Annotated in this window: 11 protein-coding genes; 6 read left to right on the top strand and 5 right to left on the bottom strand. The window is 76.1% G+C overall.

Annotated features, from left to right (window positions below):
• On the bottom strand, window positions 1-1,124 hold a 1,124-nt coding region (locus F9B16_RS44845), incomplete at its 3' end, for an MFS transporter (RefSeq protein ID WP_225992502.1).
• Between the two features lie 57 nt (window positions 1,125-1,181).
• On the opposite strand from F9B16_RS44845, the gene F9B16_RS44850 reads away from it, so the two are divergent.
• Window positions 1,182-2,228: an ArsR/SmtB family transcription factor gene (locus F9B16_RS44850; RefSeq protein ID WP_151546374.1), complete on the top strand. Its 1,047-nt coding sequence runs from the start codon at window positions 1,182-1,184 to the stop codon at window positions 2,226-2,228.
• A 35-nt stretch (window positions 2,229-2,263) separates the two neighbouring features.
• On the top strand, window positions 2,264-2,854 hold the full coding sequence (locus F9B16_RS44855; protein ID WP_151546375.1) for an HAD family hydrolase: 591 nt from the start codon (window positions 2,264-2,266) through the stop codon (window positions 2,852-2,854).
• Window positions 2,855-2,897: 43 nt separating this feature from the next.
• Here F9B16_RS44855 and F9B16_RS44860 read toward each other — a convergent pair whose 3' ends face one another.
• Window positions 2,898-3,977 carry an Rv2578c family radical SAM protein gene (locus F9B16_RS44860; RefSeq protein ID WP_225992503.1) on the bottom strand — a complete coding sequence of 360 codons (1,080 nt, stop codon included), beginning with the start codon at window positions 3,975-3,977 and terminating at the stop codon, window positions 2,898-2,900.
• A 179-nt stretch (window positions 3,978-4,156) separates the two neighbouring features.
• Between F9B16_RS44860 and F9B16_RS44865 the strand changes: the two genes are divergently transcribed.
• The 3 genes from F9B16_RS44865 to F9B16_RS44875 all read left to right on the top strand — a co-directional run bounded on the left by F9B16_RS44865 (window position 4,157) and on the right by F9B16_RS44875 (window position 7,176).
• The gene (locus F9B16_RS44865) at window positions 4,157-5,767 is read left to right on the top strand and encodes a glycoside hydrolase family 10 protein (protein ID WP_151546377.1); all 1,611 of its coding nucleotides are present in this window, start codon (window positions 4,157-4,159) and stop codon (window positions 5,765-5,767) included.
• A gap of 56 nt (window positions 5,768-5,823) precedes the next feature.
• A complete protein-coding gene (locus F9B16_RS44870; protein WP_192809307.1) occupies window positions 5,824-6,027 on the top strand; it encodes a DUF3040 domain-containing protein in 204 nt (67 codons plus the stop codon).
• Between the two features lie 555 nt (window positions 6,028-6,582).
• A complete protein-coding gene (locus tag F9B16_RS44875; RefSeq protein WP_192809308.1) occupies window positions 6,583-7,176 on the top strand; it encodes an ATP-binding protein in 594 nt (197 codons plus the stop codon).
• Here F9B16_RS44875 and F9B16_RS44880 read toward each other — a convergent pair.
• Window positions 7,121-8,497 carry an MFS transporter gene (locus F9B16_RS44880; protein ID WP_225992504.1) on the bottom strand — a complete coding sequence of 459 codons (1,377 nt, stop codon included), beginning with the start codon at window positions 8,495-8,497 and terminating at the stop codon, window positions 7,121-7,123. The genes F9B16_RS44875 and F9B16_RS44880 overlap by 56 nt on opposite strands.
• Before the next feature lie 79 nt (window positions 8,498-8,576).
• Between F9B16_RS44880 and F9B16_RS44885 the strand changes: the two genes are divergently transcribed.
• Window positions 8,577-9,191, top strand: coding sequence for a CGNR zinc finger domain-containing protein (locus F9B16_RS44885; RefSeq protein ID WP_151546380.1), 615 nt, complete (start codon window positions 8,577-8,579; stop codon window positions 9,189-9,191).
• A gap of 65 nt (window positions 9,192-9,256) precedes the next feature.
• On the opposite strand, the gene F9B16_RS44890 is transcribed toward F9B16_RS44885, so the two are convergent.
• Together F9B16_RS44890 and F9B16_RS44895 are read right to left on the bottom strand one after the other, a co-directional pair.
• A complete protein-coding gene (locus tag F9B16_RS44890; RefSeq protein WP_151546381.1) occupies window positions 9,257-10,384 on the bottom strand; it encodes a helix-turn-helix transcriptional regulator in 1,128 nt (375 codons plus the stop codon).
• 110 nt (window positions 10,385-10,494) lie between these two features.
• Window positions 10,495-11,425 (bottom strand): hypothetical protein (locus F9B16_RS44895; RefSeq protein ID WP_225992505.1); only part of this gene is annotated, 931 nt, incomplete at its 5' end.

An 11,425-nucleotide genomic window follows, 5' to 3' on the forward strand; every position in this document is an offset into this window, starting at 1 on the left:
CCCCCGTACACCCGCGCCGCCAGCCACGACCCCGCCGCCCCGCCCAGATACCCGCACGTCATGTAGGCGGTGTTCACCCGGCTGCGCGCGTCCGCCCGCAGCCCGTAGTTGCGGACCTGGTTGGCGACCATCCCCGACTGCATCGCCACGTCCAGCAGCAGCGACCCGGCCGCCAGCCCGCACAACCCCACCGCGCCGCCGACGCACCCCACCGCCAGCACCCCCGCCGACACCACCACCCCCACCATCGCCCACAAGCTCACCACGTCCGCGCCCCGCCGGTCCGCGACCCGGCCCGCCACCGGCGTGCACACCATCGTCGCCGCGTTCACCAGCGCCAGCGCCCCCACCGCCGGCGCCCCCAGCCCGTAACGGGGACCCGCCAGCAGCAGCGCCACCCCCGTCCACACCGCCGAGAACGCCCCGAACACCATCGCCTGGTAGAAGCACGACCGCCGCAGCTCCGGCTCCTCCCGCAACAGCACCAGCGGCTGCAGCAGCAGCCGCCCGTACCGCAGCCCCGACAGCGGCACCGTCACCGGCAGCACCCGCGCCAGCACCACCGCCAGGACGACGGCCAGCACCGCCGCCACCAGATACGGCGACCGCCACCCCAGCCACTGCGCCAGCGGCCCGCCCAGCGACCGCGACAGCAGCATCCCGCCCAGCGACCCGCTCAGCATCACCCCGCTCACCAGGCCCCGCCGCGACGCCGGCACCAGCCCCGCCGCCATCGGCCCCACCACCGGCGCGACCACCGTCGCCGCACCCGCCACGCCGCTCGCCGCCAGCAGCACCCCCGCCCCCGGCGCCGCGCCCGCCACCGCCAGCGCCACCGCCGTCACCGCCAGCAGCACCACGAGCAGCCGCCGGTGCGGCACCCGGTCGCCCAGCGGCACCAGCAGGAAGATCCCCGCCGCGTACCCGAACTGCGCCGCCGACACCACCCCCGCCGCCGTCTCCGCACCGACCCCCAGCCCCGCCGCGACCGCCGGAGCGGCCGCCTGCGGGAAGTACACGTTCCCGACCGCGACCCCGCACGTCACCGCCAGCAACCCGATCAACCCCCGGCCCGCCCCGGCCGCGTTCGTCGCGTCCACCATGGTCGTCGCACTCGTCGTCATGGCCACGAGTCGACCGCGGCGCCCCGGCCCGGCGGAAACGATGTAGCGTGACGCTTAATGATCCGTTTCGTGCTCGGCGTCGGGGACCTCGCCGACACCCGCTTCGCGCTGTCGCCCCTCGGTGAGACGATGGAGAGCCTGCGGGTCCTGCGCGACCCCGGCCGCTACGCGCTGCAGCTGCCGTGGCGGCGCGACGCCCTGCGGCGCCTCACCGGCGTCGACACCACCCTGCTGATGGCGCTCGTCGGCGACCGGCACGCCATCCCCGACCACCTCACCCCCCGCCCCGAGGCGTTCGCCCCCGCCTTCGACGACCAGCTCGCGGCCGCCCGCGCCGCCCCGCCCGCCCGGGTCCGCCGCGACCTGCTCGCCGTCCACGCCCCCGGCCCGCCGCCCGCCGCGCTCGCCGACGCCGAATCCGGCGACGACACCCGCGTCACCCGCCTCAACGACGCGATCTGCGACGAGCTGCGCCGCTACTGGCACATCGCCGTCCGCCCGCACTGGCCGCAGATCCGGCTCGTGCTGGAGGCCGACATGACCTACCGCGCCCGCCGCCTGGCCACCGGCGGCGCCCGCGCCCTGTTCGCCGACATGCACCCCAACCTGCGCTTCGACGACGGCGTCCTGCACATCGACAAGATGATCGGCCGGCACACCGTCCACGCCGCCGGACGCGGCCTGCTGCTGGTCCCCTCGGCGTTCGCGCACAAGCCCGCCCCGCCCGTCAGCCCCGACGAACCGCCCCTCCTCGTCTATCCCAGCCGCGGCGTCGCGACCCTCTGGCGCCCCGCCGACGACACCGAAGACACCGGCACCGGCGGCGGGGCGCTGGCGGCGCTGCTCGGCGCGCCGCGCGCCCGGCTGCTCGGCATGCTCGGCGAACCCCTGCCGACCGTGGAGATCGCCCGCCGCCTGTCGGTCACCCCCAGCGCCGTCTCCCAGCACCTGAAGATCCTGCACGCCGCCGGGCTCCTCGCCCGCGCCCGCGACGGCCGCCACATGCTGTACCGGCGCAGCCCCCTCGGCGACCGCCTCACCGACCCCCACCACGAACCCGCCCCCGAACCACCCACATGTTCGAATAAACGTGATATGTGTTAGAAACACTGTTGAGCGAACACCGCCAGGGGGCCGTCATGGAATGGGTCGTCGTCGACTACGGCGAGGTCGTCTGCCACGAGCCGCCCGAGGACGCCGCCGCCCGCCTCGCCGGCACCGTCGGCGGCGACCCCGCCGCGTTCTGGGACGCCTACTGGAGCGGCCGCGCCGCCTACGACCTCGGCACCGTCGACGCCGCCGGATACTGGGGCGAGCTGTGCGGGCGCCTCGGCCGCGCCGCCACCCCCGCCCTGCTGGACGCCCTGGTCCGCCTCGACCTGGAGATGTGGTCGCACCTGGACGAGGGCACCCTGCAGATCCTGCGCGACCTCGACGCCCGCCGCGTCCCGCTGGCGCTGCTGTCCAACGCGCCGCTGGAGATGGCCCGCCACATCGAGGCCGCGCCGTTCGCCGAACTGTTCCGGCACCGCTTCTTCAGCGCCGACCTGCGGCTCGCCAAACCCGACCCCGCGATCTACGCGCACGTCGCCGACCGCCTGGGCGCCGCACCCGCCGACCTGACCTTCGTCGACGACCGGCCCGCCAACGTCGAGGCCGCCCGCGCCGCCGGCCTGCGCGCGTTCCTGTTCACCGGCGCCGACCGCCTGCGCCGCGACCTCGCCCTGTGACCCGCCCGCGCCACCGGCGCGGGCGGTCGCGCAAGCGGGCGAGTCAGAGCAGCGACAGCTGCTCGGCGGCCGGCGCCGGGGGAGCGGGGACGCGGCGGTGCTTCGGCGGACGGTGCCGCGACGGGCCGCGGCGCCCCGCGCCCACCCCGTACCGGGCCGCCAGCTCCCGCACCCGCGCCGCGATCCGCCGCTGGTACCCCTCCGGCGCGTACGCGCCCGACCCGTACAGCCGCGCGTACGGGACGATCAGCTCCGGATGGTGCTCGCGCAGCCACGCCATGAACCACTCGCGGGCCCCGGGACGCAGATGCAGCGTGATCGCCGACACCGACGTCGCGCCCGCCTCGGCGATCCGCCGCACCGCCGCCTCCAGCTGCGCCGGCGAGTCCGACAGGTAGGGGATCACCGGGCCCATCAGCACCGAGCAGCCGATCCCGGCGTCGTTCAGCTCCGCGCACACCTGCAGCCGCTTGCGCGGCGCCGGGGTGCCCGGCTCCACCAGCCGCCACAGGTCCGGGTCGACCGACCCGACCGACACCGCCGCGCTCACCGCCGTGCGCTCCGCCGCCTCCTGCAGCAGCGGCAGGTCCCGCAGGATCAGCGACCCCTTGGTGAGGATCGAGAACGGGTTCGCCGCGTCCCGCAGTGCCGCGAGGATCCCCGGCATCAGCCGGTAGCGGCCCTCGGCGCGCTGGTAGCAGTCGACGTTGGTGCCCATCGCGACGTGCTCGCCGCGCCACCGCGGCGCCGCCAGCTCCGCCCGGACCCGCTCGGCCGCGTTCACCTTCACCACGATCCGCGAGTCGAAGTCCGCGCCCGCGTCCATCTCCAGGTACTCGTGGGTCTTGCGGGCGAAGCAGTACACGCACGCGTGCGTGCAGCCCCGGTAGGGGTTGATCGTCCAGCGGAACGGCATCCGGGACGCCTTCGGCACCGCGTTGATCACCGACCGGGCGTGGACCTCGTAGAAGGTCATCCCGCGGAACTCCGGCGTGTCGAACGTGCGCGCCACCGCCCGCCGCTCGATCAGCGGCACCGCCGCCGCCCCCACGCCGGCGCCGCCGTCGCCGCTGTGCTCGCCGTCCGCGCCGTCGCCGGAAAGCCGCAGGTGATCCCAGCGCACACCCGCCCCCTCTCGAACATGTGAACGACCTGGCAGGACGGCCAGTATGGAACGCCTGTTCGAAGATCGCAACGGGACGGGGGCGCCCGGCGAAAAGGACACGGCGGGAGCGTGAGGCATCACACGGACATCCCCGTTCCGTCCGTACCACCGCAACGGATGCGTAACAATGGCTCGCTATGGCATGGCGAACGGGGACCCGGATCCGGGCGACGGCGGCGGTGCTGGCGGCCGGCGCGGTGACGAGCACGGCGGGCTGCGGCGTGCCCGCCTTCGGCGGCAGCGGCGACGGCGACCGCGCCGGCCCCGTCACCGCGGGCGCCAAACCCGAATGCCCCAAGACCGCCGCGCCCGACGGCGACGGCCCCGCCCGCCAGGTCCGCGGCATGTGGATCGCCACCGTCGGCAACACCGACTGGCCCACCGAGCCCGGCCAGTCCGCCGCCACCCAGAAGAAGCAGTTCACCCGCCTGCTCGACACCGCCAAGGCGATGAACATGAACGCGGTGTTCGTGCAGATCCGCCCCGACTCCGACGCCTTCTACCCCTCCCCGTACGAGCCGTGGTCGCAGTGGCTCACCGGCACCCAGGGCAAGAGCCCCGGCTACGACGTCCTGGACTTCATGGTCAAGGAGGCCCACGCGCGGAACCTGGAGTTCCACGCCTGGTTCAACCCCTACCGCGTCAGCCGCCAGGACGACCTGAAGAAGCTCGCCGCGAACAGCCCCGCCCGCCGCCACCCCGACTGGGTCCGCAAGTACGGCGGCGGCCTGTGGTACGATCCCGGCCTCCCGCAGGTCCGCGACCTGGCCACCAAGGCCGTCCTGGACGTCGTCCACAAGTACGACGTCGACGCCGTCCACTTCGACGATTACTTCTACCCCTACCCCGAGGACGGCGACTTCCCCGACGCCGCCACCTACAAGGCCTACGGCAAGGGCCTGTCCAAGGCCGACTGGCGGCGCCGCAACGTCGACACCCTCGTCCAGACCCTGTCCCAGCAGATCCACCAGGCCAAACCCTGGGTCCGGTTCGGCATCAGCCCGTTCGGGGTGTGGCGCAACAAGTCCAGCGACCCCGACGGGTCGGCCACCAGCGCCCTGCAGAGCTACGACGACATCTACGCCGACACCCGCGGCTGGATCAAGAAGGGCTGGCTGGACTACGTCACCCCCCAGCTGTACTGGCCGATCGGCGACCCCCGCGCCGACTACGCCGAACTCGTCGCCTGGTGGGCCGGCCAGGTCAAGGGCACCAGGGTGCAGCTGACCATCGGGCAGGCCGGCTACCGCGTCGGCGAACCCGGCGCCTGGCGCAAACCCGCCGAACTGTCGCGCCACCTCACCCTCAACCGCAAGTACCCGCAGGTCCGCGGCGACGTGTTCTTCAGCGCCGCCGACATCGCCGCCAACCGCCGCGGGTTCGCCGCCCGCGTCCGCGACGACCACTACTCCCGCCCCGCGATCCCGCCCGCCGTCACCGGACGCGGCGGGCACGCCCCGCCCCCCGTCCAGGACACCAAGGCCGTCCCCGACGGCAAGGGCGTCAAGGTGCAGTGGCGGCCCTCCCAGGACGCGGTGTCCTACGCGGTGTACCGCGCCGACGGCAAGACCGCCGGATGCGCGCCCCTCGGCGGCGCCCGCCTGATCGCCGACGTCCGCGGCGGCGGCGTCATCGACCCCTCCGCCAAGCCCGGCCGCGCCTACACCTACTACGTCACCGCCCTGGACCGCCTCCACCACGAGAGCGCTCCCGCGCGCGGCTCAACGGTTACCGCCGCCGAAGGATAATGATCATGCTCCGTGGGGAAGAACACAGCACTGCCCGCCCCCCGGAGGTACAGAGCATGGCGCTGTCGATGGAGGAACAGCGGATCCTCACCCAGATCGAGGTCCGCCTGAGCGAGGACGACCCGCGGCTCGCCGGCCGCCTCGCACGGCTCGGCACCCCCCGCGGCCGCCGCGCCCGTGTGATCACCGCGGCGGCCGTCGCCGCCGTCGTCGTCCTGGCGGCCGTCGGAGCCGCGATCGCCGCCGCCCTTCTGCAGTGACCCGCCCCACCACCCGCCCCGGCCGCCCGCCGCCGCGCCCCCGGCCGGCCCGCGGCCCCGCGCACGCCCACCCCTGAACACCCGCGGGCACCGCGCCCGGCCCTGACACTGATCGGACGCGGCCTACTGATCGGACGCGGCCTGGAGACGGCGAACGCCGAGGCCCCGGCGAGAACGGATCTCGCCGGGGCCTCGGCGCTCAGGCCGGTGTGGTGGTCGCCTCACGGCGAAAGGCACAACGGAGTTCCAGCCCGGACCGTACGGACCGGCGGTATTCCCCGAAGGCGTTGTGTAGAGCCCGGGGGACACATGCCACACCGACGCCATCCACCATAACGGCAACCGGGCACTGCTCATTCCACCGGGGCCGCCCGCGTGTCCACCATCACCTCACCCGCGGGTGACGGTTGCCTGCGCCCGTGCACCGCCCCCACGCCCGATGCGTCCCTGAAGATGAACCGACGCGGAGAACGCCGGAACCGGCTGCCGGGACGGGGAACACCCGGCGGCGCCACCGGCCCGCGCACACCACCGCACGGTGAGGAGACGGGGAACGTGGGACCAGAGGGGAACGGCGCCGACGCCGTGATCGCCGCAGGCACCGGCACCGCAGCCGGCGCCGGGCGCACGACCGGTAGCGGCGTCATCATCGATCCATCCACGGGCGGACATACCGCCGGACCGGGTGCGTCCTGGGAACTGCCCGCCGAGCCGCGCACCGCGGCCCGCGCACGCGCCCTCACCGCACGGGCCCTGGACGCCTGGCACGTCACCGACCCCGGCGACGTCGACGACATCGTCCTGATCGTCGACGAGCTGGTCACCAACGCCGTCGTGCACGGCACCGGCCCCGTCCGCCTCGGCCTGCACCTGGACGGCGCCCGCCTCGTCGGCGAGGTCGGCGACGCCGACCCCTGCGCCCCCGGCCCGCCGCGACCCGCCCCGCCCGTCCTGGACTGGGCCGAGGCCGGCCGCGGGCTGCTGCTGGTCACCGCGCTCGCCACCGCGTTCGGCGCCCGCGCCCACCCCGCCGGCAAAACCGTCTGGTTCACCCGCGAACTGCACCGCACCGGCGCCGCCGAACGCCGGCCCGTCACCGCCGCCGGGGCCGCCCCGGCGATGGAGCCGGCTCCGCCGCCCCACCACTGACCGCCCCACCGGCCGCACCGCCCGCAGCCGACGGCGAGGCTGCGGCGGGGGAGCGGGCGGGGCGGCGCAGGACGTGCCGGGCCAGCACGGCCGCGGCCAGCGCCGCCACCAGCCCGCACACCCCCGCCCACCCGAACCGCTCGTAGGCGCGCACCCCCAGCCACGACCCCGCGCTGCCGCCCAGGAACGAGCACGTCATGTAGGCGGTGTTGAGACGCGCCCGGGCCTGCGGCCGCAGCGCGAAGATCCGCGCCTGGTTGGCGACCTGCCCCGACTGCACCGCCGCGTCCAGCAGCAGCATCCCCGCCACCAGCGCCGCCATCCCCGCGGCGCCGCCCGCCGACCCGAACGCCAGCACCGCCGCCGCGGCCAGCGCCGCCAGCGCGCACACCGGCGTGACCGCGTCGGGACCCGCCCGGTCCACCCGCCGCCCCGCCACCGGCGTGCAGACCATGCTCGCCGCGCCCACCAGCGCCACCAGCCCGACCGCCTGCGCGCCCAGCCCGTAGCGGGGGCCGCTGATCAGCAGCGCCACCGCCGTCCACGCCGCGCTGAACCCGCCGAACATCGCCGCCTGGTACACGCAGGACCGCCGCAGGTCCGGCTCGTCGCGCAGCAGCCGCACCGCCTCGCCCAGCAGCCGCGGATACCGCTGCCGCGACGCCGGCGCCGTCACCGGCACCGCGACCGCCAGCACCGGCGCCAGCAGCAGCGCCAGCACCGCCGCGATCAGGTACGGGGCGCGCCAGCCGAGCTGCGCGCCGGCCACCCCGCCGAACGCCCGCGCCAGCAGGATCCCGCCGATCAGCCCGCTCAGCAGCGTGCCGGTCACCGCGCCGCGCCGCCGCTCACCGGCCAGCCCCGCCGCCATCGGCAGGATGATCTGCGGGACCGACGTCGTCGCGCCCACCAGCGCGCCCGCCGCGACCAAGGCCGGCGCGTCCGGCGCCAGCCCCGCCGCCAGCAGCCCCGCGCCGGTCAGCGCCGTCAGCACCGCGATCAGCCGCCGGTGCGGCACCCGGTCGCCGAGCGGCACCAGCAGGAACATCCCCGCCGCGTACCCGAGCTGCGCGGACGTCGCCGCCAGCGCCGCCGTGCCGCCGGACACGCGCAGCCCGTCGGCGATCAGCGGGATCAGCGCCTGCGGGAAGTAGATGTTGGCGACCGTCACCCCGCAGGTCAGCGCGAGGAACCAGGTCAGCCGCCGCCCGAGGACCGCCTCACCCGGCGGCTCGCCGGTGTCGGACGGCGGGAGGCCGGAGGGCGCGGCATCGGGAAGGGAGTCGTCGGAGGAGGGGGTGTCGGGGGGAGACGGGGGCACGGACGCACCTCACAGAAGAACCGGTTATAACGGTTCAGGACGGTACCAGTTAAACCGGTTCGCGGCTATCCTCGACGCCATGACCCCCTCCGCCCCGACCGCCCCGTTCCGCCAGGGCGCCGGCCGGCCCTGCCTGGACTTCATCCGCACCCTGCGCCACCGAGGCGCGCCCGGCGCGGTCGAGGAACTCGCCGGCCCCGCCGCTCTCGACGCCTGGATCCGCCAGTTCGGCCCCTACGACACCGCCCCGGACGGTGGACCGGACGGCGAACCCGACGGCGGGCGCGCCGACGCGGCCGACCTGCTCGCCGCGCGCGCCCTGCGCGAGGCGATCCACCGGCTCGTCACCGCCGCTCTCGACCGCGGCCCCGCCGCCGCCGACCCCGCGTCCCGCGACCTGGTCAACGCCGCCGCCGCCCGGCCCGTCCCCGTCCCCGCCCTCGACCCCGCCGGACGGCTGCGCCACCACGCCGAAGACCCCGTCACCGCGATGCTCGCCGTCCTGGCCCGCGACGCCCTCGACCTGGTCACCTCCACCGCCCTCGACCGCGTCCGCGCCTGCGCCGGCGACCGCTGCGGCGCCCTGTTCCTGGACACCTCCCGCCCCGGGACCCGCCGCTGGTGCTCCATGAACACCTGCGGCAACCGCGCCAAGAAGGACGCCCTGCACGCCCGCGGCCACACCCCCGCCTGACACACCCCGCCCCGCCGACTCGGCCCGCCGACCCCGCCCACTCGGCCCGCCGGTCCGGCCTGGGGTCAGGCCTGCAGCGGGCAGCGGTCCACCACCCAGACCTCCTCCTCGTCACCCGACGGCGGACGCGGCGGCTCGTCGGTCAGCCGGTCCAGATGCCACTCGATGTGCGCCAGCGGCCCCCGCCAGCCCGCCAGCAGATCCGCCAGCGGACGCGGCGGACCCGGCGCCCCGTACGGCCGCGGATCGGGCAGCTCCCCCTCCCACAGCGCGTCGTCGCAGTCGGCCGCCCAGTGCGCCGCCGCCTCCAGCACCTGGTTCAGATCCCGCGCCAGATCCCCCAGCGACCGCAGCGCCATCGCGTCCTGGATCATCCGCTCCCGCGCGTCGTAGGGCAGCTCCCGGTCGAACGCCGCCGGGAACGGCGGGCGCCGCCCCTCCAGCACCGGATCCTCACCGGTCGCCGCCGCCCGGACCGCTGCCAGCTGCCAGCGCGTCCACTCCGCCAGATGCCCCAGCACGCCCCGCAGCGCCGCCGCGCCCTCACCGCTGCTGCGCACCTCCGCGGCCGCCTCCCGCAGCCGCGACCGCACGAACTCCAGCCGGTCCAGCGTCCACGCCCGGGCCCGCGCCGCCCCCGCCGGGCCGCCGCGCCGCTCGTCGGCCGCAGGCCGCGGCATCGGCACCCGCAGCGCCGCCAGCAGCCCGTCCAGATCCCGCACGTCCGCGCCGCGCCCCGACAGCACCGCCGCGCCCACCCGGTCCAGCCGGAACATCCGCGGCCCGTCCCGCATCAGGCACCACCCCACCAGGTACTCCCCATAGGGGGCGGTGACCAGCCCGTGCGCCTCCACGTCCCGGAAGCTGCGCGCACCCGCCTGATCGGTGTAGGCGAGCCGGACGACCCGGCGCCGACGCACCGCCTCGGCGAGCGTCTCGCGGACCGGGCCCATCAGCGACGCGACCTGCCCCAGCGGCTCCGGCTCCGCCGGCTCCTCCAGCACGTACCCGCGGCGACCGTGCGGCCGGACCGCCAGCCCGCCGTGCGTCAGCAGCTCCAGGTCGCGGCGCACCGTCCGCTCGCTGACCCCGAGCCGCGCGGCCACCTCCCGCTGCTCCAGCGGCTCGGGCGAGGCGGCGCGCAGCTCCGCGACGAGCGCCAGGAGCCGGTCCACCCGATCGGCATGCTCCACACACCCATCGTGACCGCCGCCACCGACATTATGCGGCGCCGAAGACGCCTGTAACCCTTACGGCACAGGCGATCCCGGCGCCCCATGGACGGCCGGGCGGCCCCGCAGGGTCAGCGGCCCGACAGCTCGGCCGCCAGCCCCTCGAAGTCCGCCGCCGTCAGCGTCAGCGCGCTGCCGATCGCCTGCGTCGCCTCCGCGCTGCCCAGATGCCGCGTCGCCGCCCGGTCCAGATACGCCTCCACCAGCCGCGCACCGGTCAGCCGGCCGCGCGGGCGCAGCGTCGCCGCCTCCCGCTCCACCACTGCCCACGCGTCCGAGCCCAGCCGCAGCGACCGCTCCTCGGCCAGCAGCCCGACCAGCGCCGACCGCGCCCGCCCGTCGGCCAGATCCGGCAGCCGCACCGCCCGCAGGTCCGTCACCAGCTCCGGCGACGCCGCCGACAGCTCCCCGACCCGGTCCGGCTCGCAGGTGCCCAGCAGCGCCGTGTCGTTGACGCCCTCCAGCCGCGTCCGGTACAGCACCGACGCGTACGCCGCGCCCTGCGCCTCGTCGAGGATCAGCCCGTCCAGGCCGTCCAGCAGCAGCACGTGCCCGGCGTGCTCCTCCAGCGCCGACCGCAGCCCCTCCGGGCCCGCGTCGCGCAGGTCCTCGGCGTGCACCGAGCGGACCTCGCCGCTGGAGGCCTCCACCTCCGCCAGCGCCCGCGCCACCATCCGCGCAAGCCGCCGCTGCCCGCTGGACGGCGCGCCGATCAGCAGCAGCGCCGGCGCCGACGCGCTCGACACCTCCTGCCCGCGCAGCCGCCGCGCCCACTTGCCGCGCCGCCGCACCTCCGTCACCACCCGGCCGATGTCGTCGGCGCCGCACAGGAACCGGATCCCGTACGCCTCGGCGATCTGCGGGGCCGAATCCGGCACCGGCGCGGGCGGCGCCGGCGGGACCGGCTCGGGCACCGGCACTGGAGGCGGCGGCAGGTCAGGCTGCTGCGCCGCCGGCGGTGCCACCGGTGGCGCGGCGGGTGGCGCGGCGGGTCGCGGTGCT

Source organism: Actinomadura montaniterrae, assembly GCF_008923365.1.
GTDB classification, from domain to species: Bacteria; Actinomycetota; Actinomycetes; order Streptosporangiales; family Streptosporangiaceae; genus Spirillospora; species Spirillospora montaniterrae.

Bases quoted from the DNA above. Each gene is read 5' to 3' on its own strand.
- F9B16_RS44850 (WP_151546374.1), top strand. From the start codon at position 1,182: ATGATCCGTTTCGTGCTCGGCGTCGGGGACCTCGCCGACACCCGCTTC.
- F9B16_RS44855 (WP_151546375.1), top strand. From the start codon at position 2,264: ATGGAATGGGTCGTCGTCGACTACGGCGAGGTCGTCTGCCACGAGCCG.
- F9B16_RS44865 (WP_151546377.1), top strand. From the start codon at position 4,157: ATGGCATGGCGAACGGGGACCCGGATCCGGGCGACGGCGGCGGTGCTG.
- F9B16_RS44870 (WP_192809307.1), top strand. From the start codon at position 5,824: ATGGCGCTGTCGATGGAGGAACAGCGGATCCTCACCCAGATCGAGGTC.
- F9B16_RS44885 (WP_151546380.1), top strand. From the start codon at position 8,577: ATGACCCCCTCCGCCCCGACCGCCCCGTTCCGCCAGGGCGCCGGCCGG.